The organism is Nonomuraea jabiensis, from assembly GCF_014204795.1.
GTDB lineage: Bacteria > Actinomycetota > Actinomycetes > Streptosporangiales > Streptosporangiaceae > Nonomuraea > Nonomuraea jabiensis.
In genome coordinates this window covers 9,716,806-9,733,966 of the sequence record NZ_JACHMB010000001.1, presented here as the reverse complement: position 1 = coordinate 9,733,966, position 17,161 = coordinate 9,716,806, and the positions used below count along the sequence as shown (strand labels likewise).

The 17,161-nt window shown below is 69.0% G+C and carries 18 protein-coding genes; 3 read left to right on the top strand and 15 right to left on the bottom strand.

Annotation, left to right across the window (positions count from 1 at the left end):
• Window positions 1-7: 7 nt before the first annotated feature.
• The 7 genes from HD596_RS44555 to HD596_RS44525 all read right to left on the bottom strand — a co-directional run bounded on the left by HD596_RS44555 (window position 8) and on the right by HD596_RS44525 (window position 6,928).
• Window positions 8-802 (bottom strand): ABC transporter permease, encoded by a 795-nt coding sequence (locus HD596_RS44555; protein ID WP_185075402.1) that lies wholly within the window; start codon window positions 800-802, stop codon window positions 8-10.
• The gene (locus tag HD596_RS44550) at window positions 774-1,346 is read right to left on the bottom strand and encodes an ATP-binding cassette domain-containing protein (RefSeq protein ID WP_376776044.1); all 573 of its coding nucleotides are present in this window, start codon (window positions 1,344-1,346) and stop codon (window positions 774-776) included. Before HD596_RS44550 ends, HD596_RS44555 begins: the two co-directional genes overlap by 29 nt.
• Before the next feature lie 143 nt (window positions 1,347-1,489).
• Window positions 1,490-1,741, bottom strand: coding sequence for a helix-turn-helix domain-containing protein (locus tag HD596_RS44545; RefSeq protein WP_185075400.1), 252 nt, complete (start codon window positions 1,739-1,741; stop codon window positions 1,490-1,492).
• Window positions 1,742-1,833: 92 nt separating this feature from the next.
• Entirely contained in the window at window positions 1,834-2,838 is a 1,005-nt protein-coding gene (locus HD596_RS44540) for a tyrosine-type recombinase/integrase (RefSeq protein WP_185075399.1), read from the bottom strand.
• A 118-nt stretch (window positions 2,839-2,956) separates the two neighbouring features.
• Window positions 2,957-4,486, bottom strand: coding sequence for a helix-turn-helix domain-containing protein (locus HD596_RS44535; protein WP_185075398.1), 1,530 nt, complete (start codon window positions 4,484-4,486; stop codon window positions 2,957-2,959).
• A gap of 16 nt (window positions 4,487-4,502) precedes the next feature.
• Window positions 4,503-6,206, bottom strand: coding sequence for an enoyl-CoA hydratase-related protein (locus tag HD596_RS44530; RefSeq protein ID WP_185075397.1), 1,704 nt, complete (start codon window positions 6,204-6,206; stop codon window positions 4,503-4,505).
• Window positions 6,207-6,721: 515 nt separating this feature from the next.
• The gene (locus tag HD596_RS44525; protein WP_313046335.1) at window positions 6,722-6,928 is read right to left on the bottom strand and encodes a hypothetical protein; all 207 of its coding nucleotides are present in this window, start codon (window positions 6,926-6,928) and stop codon (window positions 6,722-6,724) included.
• 348 nt (window positions 6,929-7,276) lie between these two features.
• Between HD596_RS44525 and HD596_RS44520 the strand changes: the two genes are divergently transcribed.
• Window positions 7,277-7,564: a hypothetical protein gene (locus HD596_RS44520; protein WP_185075395.1), complete on the top strand. Its 288-nt coding sequence runs from the start codon at window positions 7,277-7,279 to the stop codon at window positions 7,562-7,564.
• Between the two features lie 64 nt (window positions 7,565-7,628).
• Here HD596_RS44520 and HD596_RS44515 read toward each other — a convergent pair whose 3' ends face one another.
• The 5 genes from HD596_RS44515 to HD596_RS44495 all read right to left on the bottom strand — a co-directional run bounded on the left by HD596_RS44515 (window position 7,629) and on the right by HD596_RS44495 (window position 9,892).
• Window positions 7,629-8,003 (bottom strand): nuclear transport factor 2 family protein, encoded by a 375-nt coding sequence (locus HD596_RS44515; RefSeq protein WP_185075394.1) that lies wholly within the window; start codon window positions 8,001-8,003, stop codon window positions 7,629-7,631.
• Window positions 8,004-8,083: 80 nt separating this feature from the next.
• Window positions 8,084-8,377, bottom strand: a complete 294-nt coding sequence (locus HD596_RS44510; protein WP_185075393.1) for a DUF952 domain-containing protein — start codon at window positions 8,375-8,377, stop codon at window positions 8,084-8,086.
• Complete coding sequence (locus HD596_RS44505) at window positions 8,374-8,928, bottom strand: GNAT family N-acetyltransferase (protein ID WP_185075392.1); 555 nt, start codon at window positions 8,926-8,928, stop codon at window positions 8,374-8,376. The genes HD596_RS44510 and HD596_RS44505 overlap by 4 nt, the downstream gene beginning before the upstream one ends.
• 20 nt (window positions 8,929-8,948) lie before the next feature.
• Entirely contained in the window at window positions 8,949-9,572 is a 624-nt protein-coding gene (locus HD596_RS64260) for a TetR/AcrR family transcriptional regulator (protein WP_185075391.1), read from the bottom strand.
• Window positions 9,569-9,892 (bottom strand): DMT family transporter, encoded by a 324-nt coding sequence (locus HD596_RS44495; RefSeq protein WP_185075390.1) that lies wholly within the window; start codon window positions 9,890-9,892, stop codon window positions 9,569-9,571. The genes HD596_RS64260 and HD596_RS44495 overlap by 4 nt, the downstream gene beginning before the upstream one ends.
• A 106-nt stretch (window positions 9,893-9,998) precedes the next feature.
• Here HD596_RS44495 and HD596_RS44490 point away from each other — a divergent pair, with 106 nt between their 5' ends.
• Entirely contained in the window at window positions 9,999-10,976 is a 978-nt protein-coding gene (locus HD596_RS44490) for a radical SAM protein (RefSeq protein ID WP_221519849.1), read from the top strand.
• Between the two features lie 165 nt (window positions 10,977-11,141).
• Here the strand turns inward: HD596_RS44490 and HD596_RS44485 are convergent, their stop codons facing one another.
• From HD596_RS44485 to recD2, 3 genes are all read right to left on the bottom strand, one after another.
• On the bottom strand, window positions 11,142-11,660 hold the full coding sequence (locus HD596_RS44485; RefSeq protein WP_185075389.1) for a GNAT family N-acetyltransferase: 519 nt from the start codon (window positions 11,658-11,660) through the stop codon (window positions 11,142-11,144).
• Between the two features lies 1 nt (window position 11,661).
• Window positions 11,662-12,870 carry a L,D-transpeptidase gene (locus HD596_RS44480; protein ID WP_313046334.1) on the bottom strand — a complete coding sequence of 403 codons (1,209 nt, stop codon included), beginning with the start codon at window positions 12,868-12,870 and terminating at the stop codon, window positions 11,662-11,664.
• A 121-nt stretch (window positions 12,871-12,991) separates the two neighbouring features.
• Entirely contained in the window at window positions 12,992-15,196 is a 2,205-nt protein-coding gene (gene recD2 / locus HD596_RS44475; protein ID WP_185075387.1) for an SF1B family DNA helicase RecD2, read from the bottom strand.
• 478 nt (window positions 15,197-15,674) lie between these two features.
• Here recD2 and HD596_RS44470 point away from each other — a divergent pair, with 478 nt between their 5' ends.
• Window positions 15,675-17,141: an MFS transporter gene (locus HD596_RS44470; protein WP_246555313.1), complete on the top strand. Its 1,467-nt coding sequence runs from the start codon at window positions 15,675-15,677 to the stop codon at window positions 17,139-17,141.
• Window positions 17,142-17,161 lie beyond the last annotated feature (20 nt).

The following is a 17,161-nucleotide window of genomic DNA, read 5'->3' as shown; positions in this document are numbered from 1 at the left end:
CAGTCTCCTAACGCGCCGCGCGCACCCGGTAGAGGCGCCGCGACCACCCATAGCCGGCCGAGGCGATCAGCACACACCAGCCCACGGCCCACAGCACGTCCGAACCCGCCGGAGCCCCGGCCAGCAGACCACGCAAAGCATCCATGATCGGCGTGAACGGCTGGTACTCGGCGAACCACCGCAACCCCGCCGGCATCGACGCGACCGGCACGAACCCGCTGCCCACGAACGGCAGCAACACGAAGATCATCGGCAGGTTGCTCGCCGTCTCCGGGTCCGGACTGGCCAGCCCCAGCGCCACGGCGAACCACGTCATCGCCAGCGACACCAGCACCAGCAGAGCGGCCAGCCCCGCCCACTGCATCACCGAGGCGCCGCTGTCCAGACCGATCAGGAACGCCACCCCCATGACCACCACGAGCGCGAACGCGCTCTGGATCATCGCACCCAGCACGTGACCGGTGAGCACCGACACCTTGGCGATGGCCATCGTCCGGAACCGGTCGATGATCCCGTTCGTCATGTCGGTGGCGACCAGGACCGCCGTGCCGATGGACACGCTCGCCACCGTCATCATCAAGATCCCCGGAGTGATGAACGTCAGATAACCGCCGCGACCCCCCGCCACAGCTGCCGGCAGGCCCGCACCCATGGTGGCGCCGAACACGTAGACGAACAGCAGCAGGAACAGCAGCGGCTGGCCGACCAGCATCACCGTCATCGACGGATAGCGCGCCATACGCCACAGATTGCGCCGCAGCATGGTCGCCGAGTCACGCACGGCGTAGGACAGGCCGCTCATGCCGGCACCCCCTCAGCGGCCGACCCGGCAGCGGACCCGGCAGCGGACCCAGCAGCGGACCCAGCAGCGGACCCAGCAGCGGACCCAGTGGCGGGGCGGCCGGTGAGAGCCAGGAACACCTCATCCAGATCCGGCGTCCGCACGGCTCAGCGGCACCCACCAGATCGAAGCGCTCCAGCAGCCGCCCCACCACACCCTCGGCACGCCGCCGCCCGAGGTGGCCCAGGTCGGCCATCAGCCGCAGGTTCTCCCGCCCGGTCAGCAACTCGTCCACGGCCGAGAACTGCCCGCTCACCCCGATCGAGGCGCGCACCCGCTCGGCCTCGCGGCGCACGTCGTACCCGGCCACCCGGGCCCGCCCGCCATCGGCGGGCAGCAACGTGGACAAGATCCGCACCGGGGTCGTCTTGCCGGCCCCGTTGGGGCCGAGCAGGGCGTAGACGGTGCCCGCGGGAACGCTCAGGTCGACTCCGGCGATCACTTCCAGGTCGCCGTACGCCTTGCGCAGCCCGGCCACCTCGATCGCACTGGTTTTCGTGGTCACGGCGACCATGGTGAGAGATTGACCCTGCGTCAGAGTCAAACCGCATCCGATCGGTCACCCGCACCCCAGCGGTTACCGCCGCGGACACGGCGGGGGAGAGCACCCGGCCGGCCGGCAGGTCAGGTGGCAGGTCAGGTGGCAGGTCAGGTGGCGGCGGGAGTGGAGCGCGTGGCCAGGTGGTCGAGCGAGATACCCAGCACATCGGCCAGAGAGGCGATCGTGAAGAACGCCGGCGTCGCGATCCGGCCGGTCTCGATCTTGCGAAGGGTCTCGGCCGACATCCCCGCCGCAGCGGCGACCTCGACGATGCTGCGCTCGCCACGGGCCTGGCGCAGCACCAAGCCGAGCTGCTCGCCACGCAGCCGCTCCTCGAGGGTCAGCGGTGGTCGTACCATGACACCCACTCTACACCCACGAATACAAATACCGGTATTGTTATCAACCCCCGGGGATCACCCGGAACCGGGGGAGCGCCACCCCGGAAACCTCACCGGCCGCGCAACAACGGATGAGCCCGCATCGCCACCTCCAGCTCACCCGGCAGCTCATCCCGATACCGCCCCAGCGTCGCCAGATCACTGTGCCCCAGCACCCGCCGCACCGCATCCATGTCCACCGCATCGGCCAGCAGATGCGTCGCCGTCGTATGCCGCAACCCGTGCGGCGTCACCGAACGCCGCTGATCCGGATCCACCCGCCGCTGCACCCGATCGATCACCGCCTGCACATCCCCCCGCGCCAGCCGCCGCCCCCGCCACGACAGCAGCAACGCCTTCTCCGCCACCGCCGGCCGCCCCCGCGCCAGATACTCCTGCAACACCCCCGCCACATCATCCGGCAACGGCACATCCCGCGTCCGCCCGCCCTTGCCGAAGATCCGCCAATACCGCACCCCGTCGTTGGTGAAGAAATCCTCCACATTCGCCCGCACCAACTCCGACACCCGCGGCCCCACCGTCGCCAGCAACAGCACGATCACCGCATCACGCAACTCCGTACGCTGATCCCGCCGCTTGCCCTCCGGCGCGGGAACATCCCCCAACGTCCGCGCCGCCCCGATCAACCCCTGCGCCTGCTCCCGCGTCAACGCCCGCCGCTGCGGCCGCAACCCCCCACGCTCCTTCGACGTCACCGTCGAAGCCGTCATCGGATTGATCTGCACCCACCCCGCCAGCGTCGCATGCTTGAACAACGCCGAGATCGAGCGCCGAAACCGCGCCTGAGACGACGGCGACTGCCCCCCACTCGGCGTGCGCAGCCGCCCATCCGGCCGGCGGGCGAACGCCAGCAGCAGCGCATCCACATCCGCGCCCGTCAGATCGTCCAGCACCACATCCGCGCCGGCCAGCTCCACCAACGTCGCCACATCCCGCGCATACACCTCGGCTGTCGACGACGACAACGCCCCCGTCACCGTCCGCGCCCGCACCAGCTCCACATAGCGGTCAGCCGCCTCCGCCACCGTCAACCGCTCGAGCTCCGCAGGCCGCACCGGCCACCCCTTCCCTCGCGCCACGACGAACCAAGCACGACGGTAGCGGCCGACACCGACAGAAACACCCGCCCCCAAGGCAGGCGCCCGACACAGGCGCCCGCCCAGGGCCGAGGCCCTAGATGTCGCGGAAGGTCTCGATCCGCGCACCCAGAGCGTTCAGCCGCTCCGCCAGATCCTCATACCCACGATTGATCACGTACACGTTCCGCAACACCGACGTGCCCTCCGCCGCCATCATCGCCAGCAGCACCACCACCGCCGGCCGCAACGCCGGCGGGCACATCATCTCCGCGCTGCGCCACCGCGTCGGACCCTCCACCAGCACCCGATGCGGATCCAGCAACTTCACCGACGCCCCCAGCCGCGTCAGCTCCGTCAGATAGATCGCCCGATTGTCGTAGACCCAGTCATGGATCAACGTCGACCCCTGCGCCGACGCCGCGATCGCCGCGAAGAACGGCACATTGTCGATGTTCAGCCCCGGGAACGGCATCGGATGGATCTTGTCGATGGGGGAGACCAGCTTCGACGGCCGCACCGTCAGATCCACCAACCGCGTACGACCATTGGCCGCCGCATACTCCCGCCCCCGATCACAATCGAGGCCCATCTCCTCGAGCACCGCCAGCTCGATCTCCAGGAACTCCACCGGCACCCGGCAGATCGTCAGCTCCGACGACGTCACCACCGCCGCCGCCAGCAGACTCATCGCCTCCACCGGATCCTCAGAGGGGGAGTAGTCGACATCCCGCTCGATGTCCGGCAGGCCATGCACCGTCAACGTCGTCGTCCCCACCCCCTCCACCCGCACCCCGAGCTGCTCCAGGAAGAAGCACAGATCCTGCACCATGTAGTTGGAGGAGGCGTTACGGATCACCGTCACCCCGTCATGCCGCGCCGCCGCCAGCAGCGCGTTCTCCGTCACCGTGTCACCCCGCTCGGTCAACACGATCGGCCGCGACGGCGCCGCCCCCCGATCCACCCGCGCGTGATAGAACCCGCCCGTCGCCGTGATGTCCAGCCCGAAATGCTTCAGCGCCGACATGTGCGGCTGCACCGTACGCGTCCCCAGATCACAACCCCCCGCATAGGGGATCTGGAACTGCTCCGTACGGTGCATCAACGGCCCCAGGAACATGATCACGCTCCTGGTACGGCGCGCCGCCTCCGTGTCCATCGCCTCCAGCTCCAGCCGAGCCGGAGGAACGATCTCCAGATCGCTGCCCTCGTTGATCCACCGGGCCCGCACCCCGATCGAGGCCAGCACCTCCAGGATCCGGTAGACCTCCTCGATCCGCGCCACCTTGCGCAGAATCGTCCGCCCCGAGTTCAGCAACGACGCGCACAACAACGCCACGCACGCGTTCTTCGACGTCTTGACATCGATGCTGCCCGACAGCCGGCGGCCACCCACCACCCGCAGATGCATCGGCCCCGCATACCCCAGCGAGACGATCTCACTGTCGAGCGCCTCACCGATCCGGGCGATCATCTCAAGACTGATGTTCTGGTTGCCGCGCTCGATCCGGTTGACCGCACTCTGCGACGTCGCCAGAGCATCCGCCAGCTGCAGCTGCGTCCAACCACGATGCTGACGCGCATCCCGGATCAACCGGCCGATCCGTACAAGGTAATCATCTGACACAACACGAGACCATATCTCACATATGAGATGCCCCAGCCCCAGCAGCCCCCGACGCGCCGGACAACCCACCAAGACGCACCAAATGCTCCGGAGTCACCTCAGCCCGCACCTTGTGCACGAACGCCCGCCGCGCCGCCCGGAACTCATGCCGATCATCGAACATGTCCCGGCTCATCTCCGCCAGCTCCTCAGCCCGGTACGCGTCCAACGGCCTACGCCGCTCATCCACCTCCCGAGCCTGCCGCCGACCGGCAAGCAGCCGATCATAACCCGGATCCACCGCCAACCGCTCCGCGTACTCCAGCACCCGCCGCTCGAAGTCCAACCGCGAACCCGCCAGCATCCGATCCGCCAACCCCAACTCCACCGCCTCCGCAGCCCCCACCGGCAACGCCTGCCGCGTCAACCGCCGCGCCGTCTCCGCCCCCACCCGCCGCGGCAACACATACGTCCAGTACTCACTCCCGAACAACCCCATCGTCCGGTAATGCGGATTCAACACCACCGACTCCCGGATGATCACCCGGTCCGCCCCCAGACCCATCATCACCCCACCCGCGCCCGCGTTCCCCCCGATCGACGTCACCACCAGCTGACTCGTACACCCCACGATCTCCCGGCACACCGCGTTGATCGCATTGATGTTCGCCCACGCCTCCAACTCCGGATGACGCGACGCCTCGATCACATTCAGATGAATACCGTTGGAGAACGTCTCCCCACCCCGCACCACCAGCACCCTCGTGTCCTGCGCCACCGCATACCGCAACGCCGACGCCAACCTCCGGCACTGATCCGACGACATCGCCCCGTTGTAGAAGTCGAAACTCACCACCCCCACACCATCACTACGGTCATACGTGATCTCGCTGTACCCCGAACGCTCCGGCGCCGACGCCACCCGATCACCCAACGCCAACCCCGCCGGAAGCTTCACCGCCCCCTCCTGCTCCAACCGCACATGCCCCACCCACACCGAACCATCACCGGTGTTCACCAGCACCGCACCCTCACGCCGCGCCGCCACCTCACCCGGCCGCCCACCCAGCTCCGGCCCCCGATACACGTCGAACACCCGCACCGGCACATCACACAACACCGACCGACCACCAGGCGACCCATCAGCCGCCCGCACCCGCCGAACGATCTCCTCCGTCGACTCCTCCCAGGAAAACTCCCGATCAGAGTGCCGCATCGCCCGCCGCAACCGCCCCCGCACCTCCGGCGAACGGTAATCCAACGGCACCGGCACGAACGACGGATCCGCCGCCTTGGCAGCCACCTCCGCCACCAGCTCCACCGCCGCATCCGCCACCGGCCCGTTGTACAACGCCGACTTACGCGGCGCCTCCGACGGCATCGCGAACGTCCGGAAACCCCAGATCGGACCCGCGTCCATCTCCTCCACCGCCTGCAACGCCGTCACCCCCCACTCGGGCTCGGCCTCCAAGATCGCCCAGTCCAGCGACGACGGCCCACGGTCCCCAGGAGGACCCGGGTGAATGATCACCGTACGATGCGCCTGCCACAGCCGCTCAGGCACCCGCTCCTTCAAGAACGGGCAGATCACCAGATCCGGCTTGGCCAGCTCGGCCGCCTCCACCATCGCCTGCTCCGACACGGCCAGCTCGACACCGACGTCATGACCGGCCCGGCGCAACTCCAGCCAGCAACGCTGGGTCAGGCCGTTGAACGAGGAGCACAGCAGCAAGATACGCAACGGGGGACTTCTTTCCAGCAAGGGGACGACACGGACTTCAAGGGGCGAGAGACCGCTCAGCGGGAGGGGCGGTCCCTCCGGCCCCACGCATTTAAGACAGTCCCATATGGCCCATACATGTCATCGATGCTGACACGGATCGCCGACTGCTGGTGACAGTTCCGGACAAAAAACCGCCCTGACCAGCCCTAATTGACCTAATTTGCCCGAAACATCCACCTGTGGTGGGAGCGCCACCGTACGTGACACCCGAGCCGAAACCCCCACCCGGGAGCTCCAACCCGGGGGAGCGGCCCCGGGCGGCTCCCCGCGACGCACCCCGAAGGAGCCTCGCCGGCCCCAAGGGGCCGCACGGCCTTGAGCGCCGGCGTGCGGGCATGAACCGGGGCGGGGGTGGCGCGTCCGGGCGCTAACGCCCTTTAAGCGCCGTTTGCTACTTTATATCCCATACCAAACAGAATTCAGCTTCTGTCCGGTATGGGATGAGATGTCGAGGCTGGGCGCCGGGAGGGGGGTCACAGGCGCTTGACGAAGCGGGCGGCGGCTCGCTGGCTCATGCCGGTCTCGCCGCGTACGAAGAACACGGCTTCCTGGATCTGGCCGAGCGACTTGAGCTCGCGGGCTTGATCAACCATGTCCATGCTGACGCCGGGCCGGTTGCGTGGGTTTCTGGTGAGCCGGGCGGCCAGGATGATCAGCCAGATGGCCAGTGCGGTGATCACGCCTGTGAGTGCGACGAGACCGGGGGTTGAGATCGCCAGGGCGGACATGTCAAGGCGTCTTCCCGGGCTCGGGCGGTTCATGCCAGTTGCTTGATAATGAACATTATGTCAAGTAACCGCTTTCGGGAGGGGTTCGCCGCTCCCCTCGGCGGGTGGGACCGGTGGGTCTGATGGGATTTTTTTCCCGGGCTGCACGGCGGGGGTCCGGGTGGTGTGGCGGGGCGGGTTGCGGTGGTTGAGCGGGGGTTTTGGGGTTCGGTGCGGTGGTGTGGCGGGCTCCCCTGGGCGCTTACGGAGAGTTTGACGTTCTGTCGATTCGCTGTCCTTGACGCGAGGTGTGGTTTTAAGGTGGAAGTCCTGCTATTCGCGCCGCGAGAGGAGCAGCACGTGGGGAGCCAGTCGGTGTTATGCCCGGTGTGCCAGGGGGTCGTACCTGCGACGGGTAAGGAGGCATACACGCCGCTGCGGGGGCGCCTCATTGTGACGAACGGCTACTGCGCGGGTGGGTGCGCGGAGCGGCGTGCTGAGGAGCAGGCCCAGCAGCAGACGCAGCAGATGGTGCGTCCGGAGCCGGCGGTGGCGCCGGTGGCGCCTGTGCAGGTGCCGGTGCGGACGCCGCTGCGGGTGGTGCGCTGATCGTTTTGGTGTGTTGGTCCCGTGCGGGGGTGCGGGTGGCCGGTCGTGCGGGCCGGTGTCGGGGTTATTGGTGGCCGTCGGTGGTGTGCCAGTAGTCGCGGGTCTCGGTGGCGAGGCCGTCGGGGTCGAAGCGGGCGAAGACGCAGCCTGCGAGGGTGATGGGGCGGCCGTTGTCGTGGGCGTGGACCCGGAATTCGATGGCGGCCGTGTCGCCGTCGACGATGGGGTCGGCGAAGGTGACGTGGGGGTTGGTCTCGCCGGTGAAGGACCATTGGATGTAGTCGGCGATGGCTTGTTTGCCCTGGTGTGGTGGGCGGAAGGGCATGCTGGTGTGGGTGGCGTCGTCGCGGTAGAGGGTGATGATGGCGGCGGTGTCGTGGTGGGTCCAGCCGTGTTGCCAGGTGTCGGCGAAGCGTTGGGCGGCGGTTCGGGGGTTCATGGGGCTCATTGTGGGGGTTCGGGGTTGGGTGTGTGGGCGGTTTTGTGCGGGTTGAGGTGAGTGGCCTGCTCCCCCGCGTGTTACCAGGGGTGTACGGCGGTGACGGCGGTGATGGGCAGGGGCCCGTACAGGTGGGGGAAGCCGTTTTCGAGGCGGATGTCGAGGCCGGTGGGGTCGATGTCGAGGATGAGCAGGGGTTCGGTGACGTGGGCGTAGAAGGTGGTGTGGACGCCGCGTAGTTGGGCCAGGTCGCGGCTGCAGTGGATGAAGCCGGTCTCCTCGAGGGTGTGGCCGAGGGTGGAGATGCGGTACTCCCCCGCTTTCTGGGCGTGTTCCCAGTCGGTTTGCAGGGCGAGGTGGTGGATGGGGGTCATGGCGTCCATTCGGTGTGGAGGATGGCGTAGATGGCTTCGGTGGTCCATTCGCCTTTGACGTATTCGTTGTCGATGAGGGTGGCTTCGCGGCGCATGTGGAGTTTTTCCAGGACGCGGGCGGAGGCGGTGTTGCGGGCGTCGAGGCGGCCGGTGATGCGGTGGAGGCCGAGGTCGTCGAAGCCGAGGCGGAGCATTTGGCGGGCGGCTTCGGGGGCGTAGCCGTGGCCGTGGTGGTCGGGGTGGAGGATGTAGCCGATTTCGCCTTGGCGGTGTTGTCTGCTGGTCCAGATGAGCAGGGTCTGGCCGATGAGTTGGCCGGTGTGGCGCAGGGTGATGGCCAGGTCGATGGCGTCGCCTTCGTCGTGGAGGGCGGTGCGGGTGGCCCTTTTGTCGAGGAAGGTTTGGGTGGTGTCGCGGTCGCGGGGTTCCCAGTAGAGGTAGCGGGCGACGTCGGGGCGGGATTCGTAGGCGTGGACGGCGTCGAGGTCGTCGTGGGTGAAGGGGCGTAGCAGGAGGCGGTCGGTGGTGATCGGGTAGTGGGGTTTGAGCACGGAGGAAGTGTAGGGAGGGGTCAGGGGGGCGGCAATGCGTTTTCGGCGGTTTTGACGGCGAGGGTGAGGAGGGTGCGGGCTTCGTCGAGGGGGCGTTGTTCGACGACTTGCTCGAGCCAGAGGGTGCTGAGGGTGGTGTAGAGGAGGCGGACGCGGGTGTCGGTCTCGGGCAGGTGGAGGGTGTCGGCGATGATGCGGATGCAGCCGTCGGCCCAGCGGCGGGCAATCTGCTGGAGGACGGGGTCGCGGCCGGCGTGGACGTAGAGCTCCCAGAGGCCGAGTTGGCGGGTGCGGTCGGCGGTGGCGATCTGGTCGGTGAGGGCGGTCAGGCCGTGGTCGGTGATCCAGGTGCGGGTGGTGGTGAGTTCGGTTTCGACGAGTTGGGCGAAGGCTTCGGCGAGGAGTTGGTCGCGGGAGGCGAAGTAGTAGGTGGTGGCGGCGAGGGGGAGGTTGGCGTGGTGGGCGACGGCTCGGTGGGTGACGGCGGCGAAGCCGCCTTGGGTGAGCAGGTCGACGGCGGCGGTCAGGAGGGTGGCGCGGCGGCGGCGTCCGCGGGCTTGGGTGGGCGGGTGTGGGTGGGGCCGCTCCCCTGGTTGGGTGTGGGGTCGCTCGCCCGGCTGGGTGGGGTCGTGGTGCGGGTTCAATGGCCACCTGCGAGGTTGAGGACTACGACGCCGCCGATGATGAGGAGGATACCGCCGATCTTGGGTGGGGTGAGGGTCTCCCCCATGAAGGCGGCGCCGATGAGGGCGATGGCGGCGGTGCCGGCGCCGGACCAGATGGCGTAGGCGGTGCCCATGTCGAGGTGGTGTTTGAGTGCTTGGGACAGCAGGGTGAAGGAGGTGATGTAGCCGGTGGCGACGGCGATGGTCCAGCCGGGGTGGGTGAGTCCGTTGGAGAGTTTGAGTGCGGTGGTGGCGAGGACTTCTGTGGTGATGGCGAGGGCGAGCAGGAGCCAGGGCATGGGGGTCCCCCAGACGAAAAGTGGTACGTGTGTGCCATTTTAGCTGGGGTGCCGGATCGGGTCAGGGCGGGTGTGGTTGTGTGGAACAGCTTGAAAAGGGTGTCGAATGCGTGTTCCATTGGTCGGTGTGGGTTGGGACGCGCTTGCGCTTGTCGACGAGGCCGCTGATGAGCGTCCGCTGATCGAGCGGCGTGCGGTGGTGCGTGACGGTTTCTACGAGTTGCAGGCCCGCACGATGATCGAGCGGGTGCCGCCGACCGCGGGCATCGCCCAGCGGTGGGCCGTGTCCCCCTATCGTGGCTGCGCCCATGCCTGCCGGGGTTGCGGTGCCCGTGCTGGTCATGGGCGGCTGGGGCTGGATGCGGGGCGTGATTTCGACACGCGGATCGTGGTGAAGCCGAACGCGGTGGCCCGGTTGCGGGCGGAGCTGGTGCGCTGGGACGGCCAGGAGCTGGCGGTGGGGGTCAGCGGCGACTGTTATCAGGTGGCCGAGGAGACGTATCGGCTGATGCCGGGGGTGATCGGGGCGCTGTCGCAGGCGGCGGTGCCGTTCACGGTTTACACCAAGAGTGCGCTGGTGTTGCGGGATGCCGCTTTGCTGGCGGAGGCCGGGGCGCGGGTGGCGGTGTCGATCGCGTTCGTGGACGAGCGGATCCGGCGGGCGGTGGAGCCGGGGGCGCCGACGGCGCAGGCGCGGCTGGAGCTGGTGTCGGCGCTGGTGGAGGCGGGGGTGGATTGCCGGGTGCTGATGGCGCCGGTGCTGCCGTTGCTGAGTGATGCGGCCGATCAGCTGGGTGCCACGGTGCGGCGGATCGCGGCGGCGGGGGCGCGGGCGGTGGAGCCGGTGGTGTTGCGGCTGCCGCCGGGGACGCGGGCGTGGTACGGGGAGTGGCTGGCGGGGGCGCATCCGCAGTTGGTGGAGCGGTATGAGGAGTTGTACGACCGGGCGGGGTTGCCTTCGCCGGATTATGAGCGGCGTATCACGGGGCAGATCGCGCAGTTGTGCCAGGTGTACGGGATGGGGTGCGGGGCGCCGGAGGTGGGTCCGCGGCCGCCGCGGGCGGCGCAGCTGTCGCTGGTGTGAGGCTCTGGCGGGGCCTGGTGGGGCCTGGTGGGTGTCCCGGGGTGCGGCGGCTGGTCGTGGAGTCGGCGGCGTTGACGCCGGGGTCAGGTCAGATGCGGCGTCGGCGGCGTTGACGCCGCGACCAGGTTCGGGGGCGCCGACGCCGGGATCGGGTCGATGCGGCCGTCAGATGCGGCGCTGCAGGAGCATGCCGGGCCACTCCCCCACGGTGAAGGGTGCGATGCGGGTGAAGCCGCAGCTTTCGTAGTAGGCGACCAGGCGGCCGTCGTCGCCGGCGTAGCAGTCGACGCGCAGCAGGCCGACGCCGCGTTCGGCGGCTTCGTTGGCGGCCCAGTCGAGCAGGGCGCGGCCGATGCCGTGGCCGTGGTAGCGGCGGTCGGTGACCAGGGCCTGGATGTAGAGTTCGGGTTCGGTGGCGGGGGTGACGTAGTCGTGGGCGCCGCCGACGACGATGCAGCCGGCGGGCTGGTCGTCGAGTTCGGCGATGCGCATGCCGCCGAGTTCGAGCCAGCCGGTGATCTGGCGGGTGCGGCGGGGGTTGCCGGTGAAGGGGCTGGTGCCCCATTGGCCGGTGCGTCCTTGGGCGGTGAGCCAGGTGACGGCGCTGTCGAACATGTTCAAGACGATGGGGACGTCGCCGTCGCGGCCTTCGCGGATGCGCGGGAGGGTGCTGGGGTGGGTCATGTCAGGCCTTGCTGTTCTTCAGGGCGCTGCCCTTCTTCCACTCTTTGAACGGTAGTTGCCAAAAGCCCCAGCCGTTGTTCCATTCGAGTTGGCGGGTGGTGCCGGTGATGTCGACGACGTCGCCGCGCTGGAAGTTGTCGTAGAACCATTTGGCCTGGTCGGGGCGGGCGTTGACGCAGCCGTGGCTGACGTTGCGGACGCCTTGGGCCCAGACGTTGTCTTTGGCGTGGACGTATTCGCCGGAGTTGGAGATGCGGACGGCGTGGTCGATCATGACGTCGTAGTAGCCGGGGTCGCCTTTTTTGCGGCCTGGGGAGATCATGCGGACGGGGTTGCCGCGTTCCATGGTGAGGTGGATGCCGGAGGTGGTGGTGTATTCGCGGGTGGTGGCCATTCCGGCGCTGATGCGCATGGTCTGGACGCGTTTGCCGTCTTTGTAGACGTACATCATGTGCTTTTTGGTGTCGACCTTGCTGATCTGCCGGGCGCCGATCTTGAGGGTGGCGGTGTAGTCCTTGACGCCGTAGAGGCCGTCGCCGCCCTTGATGCCGGTGATGTTGGCGTTGAAGGTGACCTTCTGGTGGGCGGGCCAGTATTTGGCGGTGCGGTAGATGGCGACGGTGTCGTTGATCCAGCGCCAGGCGCCGGTGACGGGCTTTTCCGCCTCGACCTGCAGGGCGCGTTCGATGGTGGCCTTGCTGGTGACGGGCTGGTTGAAGGTGACGATGATGGGGGCGCCGACGCCGAGGGTCTCGCCCTTGGCGTGGGGGGTCACGTCGGCGATCTGGAGGGCGCGTTCGGGTTTGGCGGTGGTGAAGGTGCTGGTGGCGGTGGTGGCGCCGGCGGTGGCGTTGACGGTGTAGTCGGTGGAGGGCTTGAGTGCGGTCTTGGAGACCCACTTGGTCTTGTCGGTGTTGTATTTGCCCTCGATCTGTTCGCCCGAGGCCTCGACGGTGACGTTGTCGAGGGGGCCGCCGTCGGCGGTGACGACGATCTTCTTTTCGGGGTTGACCTTGCCGCTGCCTTCGGCGGGGCTGATCTTGACGGTGGGGGCTTGGGGGGTGGCGCTCGTGGTGGCTTCGGGCGCGCCCGCTCCCCCGCTGCCGCCGCCGGGGGTGGTGCCCGATGAGCATGAGGCCGTCAGTGTGGCTGCGGTGAGCAGCGCGACTGCGGTGGCGGGCTTCCTCCAAGCGGGCGTAACGTTCAACACTGTCCTTTCCCCCACGGCACCAAACGCACCTCAAAAACCTTAATGCTGATGCATGTAAGACGAGGAATCATTTGGGAGAGTTCGGTCACATTTCAATCACTTGTGCCTGGGAAAGGGCCCGTCAGAGGCGGTGGGTCAGGCCGGTGTGGCGCCGTCCGGCTCCCTTGGTGCGGACGGCCTGGGCCAGGGCGCGGCGGGAGCCGACGATGACGACGAGTTTCTTGGCCCGGGTGATGGCGGTGTAGAGGAGGTTGCGCTGCAGCATCATCCAGGCGCTGGTGGCCAGCGGGACGACGACGGCCGGGTATTCGCTGCCCTGGGAGCGGTGGATGGAGACGGCGTAGGCGTGGGCGAGCTCGTCGAGTTCGTCGAAGGCGTAGTCGACGGCCTCGTCCTCGTCGGTGACGACGGTGAGCTTGTGTTCGTCGGGCCGCAGGTCGGTGACGATGCCGACGGTGCCGTTGAACACTCCGGCGGCGCCTTTGTCGTAGTTGTTGCGTAGCTGGGTGACCTTGTCGCCGATGCGGAAGACGCGGCCGCCGTAGCGGCGTTCGGGCATGCCCTCGCGGGCGGGGGTGAGGGCTTCCTGCAGGGCGGTGTTGAGGGCGCCGGCGCCGGCGGCGCCGCGGTGCATGGGGGCCAGGACCTGGACGTCGCGGCGCGGGTCGAGGCCGAAGCGGCGCGGGATGCGGCGGGCGACGACGTCGACGGTCAGGGCGGCGATCTCCTCGGCCTCCTCGCAGGGGAACAGGAAGAAGTCGTTCATGCCCTGCAGGAGGGGGTGGTGGCCGGTGTTGACGCGGTGGGCGTTGACGACGACGCCGGACTCCTGGGCCTGGCGGAAGATCTGCGTCAGGCGTACGCGGGGGATGTCGTCGGCGGCGAGCAGGTCTTTGAGGACCTCGCCGGCGCCGACGGAGGGCAGCTGGTCGACGTCGCCGACGAACAGCAGGTGGGCGCCGGGCGCGACGGCTTTGACGAGTTTGTTGGCCAGCAGCAGGTCGAGCATGGAGGCTTCGTCGACGACGACGAGGTCGGCGTCGAGGGGGTTGTCGCGGTCGAAGGTGGCCTCGCCGCCGGGGCGCAGCTGCAGCAGCCGGTGGACGGTGGTGGCCTCGTGTCCGGTCAGTTCGGCCAGGCGTTTGGCGGCGCGGCCGGTGGGGGCGGCCAGGATGACCTTGGCGCGTTTGGCGCGGGCGAGCAGGACGATGGAGCGTACGGTGAAGCTCTTGCCGCAGCCGGGCCCGCCGGTCAGGACGGCGACCTTCTCCGTCAGGGCCAGGCGGACGGCCTGGCGCTGCTCGGAGGCCAGGTCCGCGCCGGTCTGGCCGTGCAGCCAGGTCTCGGCGCGTTCCCAGTCGACGTCGGCGAAGGCTTTGAGCCGGTCGTGGGAGGAGCGCAGGAGTGCGTGCAGGCCGGAGGCCAGGGAGTTCTCGGCGCGGTGGAAGGGCGGCAGGTAGACGGCGGGTACGACGTTGTCGCCGGCCGGGATGGGTTCGCGTACGGCGCCTTCGGCTTCGATGAGCTCTTCGAGGCAGGTGGTGACGAGGTCGGCGGGCACGTCGAGGATCTTGACGGCGTCGGCGACGAGGTTGGGGGCGGGCAGGTAGCAGTGGCCGTCGTCGGCGGCCTGGGACAGGGTGTAGCGCAGGCCGGCTTTGACGCGTTCGGGGCTGTCGTGGGGGATGCCGACGGCTTGGGCGATGGTGTCGGCGGTCTTGAAGCCGATCCCCCACACGTCGTCGGCCAGCTGGTACGGGCGGGTCTTGACGACGGAGATCGACGATTCGCCGTACTGCTTGAAGATGCGCACCGCGATCGAGGTGGACACGCCGACGCCCTGCAGGAAGATCATCACCTCTTTGATGATCTTCTGTTCCTCCCAGGCGGCGGCGATCATCTTGGTCCGTTTGGGTCCCAGGCCGGGCACTTCGACCAGGCGCTGCGGCTGCTGTTCGATGACCTCGAGGGTGTCGGTGCCGAAGTGGTCGACGATGCGCTCGGCCATCTTGGGGCCGATGCCCTTGATCAGGCCGGAGCCGAGGTAGCGGCGGATGCCCTGGATGGTGGCGGGCAGGACGGTGGTGTAGGAGCGCACCTCGAACTGGCGGCCGTAGCGGGGATGGGAACTCCAGCGGCCCAGCAGCCGCAGCGACTCGCCGACCTGGGCGCCGAGCAGCGGGCCGACGACGGTGAGCAGTTCGGAGCCGGAGCGTTCGGTGGCGACGCGGGCGATGGTGTAGCCGGTCTCCTCGTTGGCGTAGGTGATGCGTTCGAGAACGGCATCCAAGGATGAAACGGGTGGACCATCCGCGCCAGGCTTCACACAAACCCCTCTCCCGCCTGCTTTGTCGCAAGAGTAAACCAGCACGGGCGGCCTGCCGCGCGGCCGGCGGATGGCTGGGCGGGTGAGGCATCTCGGGGACGTCTTTAGGACGCTCGTGCGAAAGACGGATCGTTGGCCGTCGGCGCCTGACGGAGCCGCAGGCGGATGGCGGTGCCGCGGATGGCGGTGGCTGCCAGGTTCAGGGCGCGGACGGGCCGGGGGCATGGGCAGCACCGTCGGTGCCTACTCCCGGCGTCGTAGTCGGGCCGGTCGTTGATCCCGGGGCGGTAGCGGCAGATGACTTCGCTCGCAGGACGCCCCCGAGCAGCAGCTGGACGACGATGGCGGTCATGACAACCCCAGTCGCCACATCACCGGGCCACCCGCGTACGGTGCGGCCCGCTCCCCCGCCCGCATCACCTGCGCGCAGCCGGGTCCGGGCCGCGACGATCCCTGCGGTTCGAAGGACTGAGCCGCGTTGACCAGCAGACGATCAGCGGGCGCGCTCGCCGAACCGGGTGCCCGGCCGGGGCTCACCCTCGCCGCGGTGGCCGTCGTCCAGTTCATGGTGTCGCTGGACCTGTCGGTCGTCAACGTCGGGCTTGCGCAGATCGCCGCCGGCCTGGGATTCAGCGCGGTGGGCCTGACCTGGGTGATCCACGCCTATGCGCTCACCTTCGGCGGGCTGCTCCTGCTGGGCGGCAAGGCCGCCGACCGCTACGGCCGCAAGCCGGTCCTGCTGCTCGGGCTCGCCCTGTTCGGTCTGGCCTCGCTCGCCGGCGGTCTCGCCCAGGAACCCGGTCAGCTGGTCGCCGCCCGGGCCGCGCAGGGCATCGGGGCCGCCGCCCTGGCCCCGGCCGCGCTGGCGCTGCTGACGACGACGTTCCCCGCGGGCCGGGCGCGCGTGCGGGCGTTCGGGATCTGGAGCGCGACGAACGCCGCCGGGGGCGCGCTCGGCGTCCTGATCGGCGGCGTGCTCACCGAGTACGCCGGCTGGCGGTGGGTGATGTTCGTGAGCGTGCCCATGGCCGCTTGCGCGCTGGCGCTGACGTGGCGGGCGGTGCCCGCCGGGCCGCCTCCGGTGCGCGGCGCCCGTCCGGACGTGCTCGGCGCGGTTCTGGCCACGGCGGGCATGACCCTGCTGGTGTTCGGGATCGTCCGCACTGACCGGTACGCGTGGACCTCGCCGGTCACCGTGGCGACGCTGGCGGTCGCCGTCGTGCTGCTGGCCGCGTTCATCGTCGTCGAGCGGACCACGGCCCGCGAGCCGCTGATCCGGCTCGGCCTGTTGGCCAACCGGTCGGTCGCCGGCGCGAACGCCTACAACCTGCTGGTGGGGGCGGCCATGGCTGCGGCCTTCTACTTCGCCTCCCTCTACCTGCAACGCGTGCTCGGGACGGGGCCGGCCCTGACGGGGGTGGAGTTCCTGCCGTTCGCGCTGGGCGTGGTGGCCGGCTCCGTGCTGGCGGTCAAACTCGGCTACCGGCTCGCGCCGCGTACGCTGCTGGTCATCGGCGGGCTGCTGACGGCGGCCGGGTTCGCCTGGTTCGGCCTGATCAGCGCGGACGGCGCGTTCGTCACGGACGTCCTGGGGCCCTCGATCGTCGCCGGCGTCGGCTTCGGGCTGTGCCTGGGGCCGGTGGTCTCCACCGCGACCGTCGGCGTCGCGGCCCATGAGACCGGCGCCGCCTCGGGCCTGCTCAACAGCTCCCGCCAGATCGGCGCCTCGCTCGGGCTGGCCGTCCTGGGCACCGTCGCGCACGACCGCACCGGCCAGGCCGTCACGCCCGAGGCCCTCAACGACGGTTACGCGCTCGGCCTGAGCCTGGGCGCCGTGCTCCTGCTCGGCGCCGTCCTCATCGCCCTGACGGTCCTGCGCGGGGACAACCCGCCCGCGCGGGCCGGGCAGGTCGATGACCGTGTTTCGCTCTCCGCCCGGGATTGACCGGCGATCCACCCACCGCA

Excerpts from the sequence above, each read along its gene's own strand:
- HD596_RS44510 (WP_185075393.1), bottom strand. The coding sequence starts at position 8,377 with ATGACCCCCATCCACCACCTCGCCCTGCAAACCGACTGGGAACACGCC.
- HD596_RS44545 (WP_185075400.1), bottom strand. The coding sequence starts at position 1,741 with ATGGTACGACCACCGCTGACCCTCGAGGAGCGGCTGCGTGGCGAGCAG.
- HD596_RS44555 (WP_185075402.1), bottom strand. The coding sequence starts at position 802 with ATGAGCGGCCTGTCCTACGCCGTGCGTGACTCGGCGACCATGCTGCGG.
- HD596_RS44485 (WP_185075389.1), bottom strand. The coding sequence starts at position 11,660 with ATGACCCACCCCAGCACCCTCCCGCGCATCCGCGAAGGCCGCGACGGC.
- HD596_RS44495 (WP_185075390.1), bottom strand. The coding sequence starts at position 9,892 with ATGCCCTGGCTCCTGCTCGCCCTCGCCATCACCACAGAAGTCCTCGCC.
- HD596_RS44515 (WP_185075394.1), bottom strand. The coding sequence starts at position 8,003 with ATGAACCCCCGAACCGCCGCCCAACGCTTCGCCGACACCTGGCAACAC.
- HD596_RS44490 (WP_221519849.1), top strand. The coding sequence starts at position 9,999 with ATGCGTGTTCCATTGGTCGGTGTGGGTTGGGACGCGCTTGCGCTTGTC.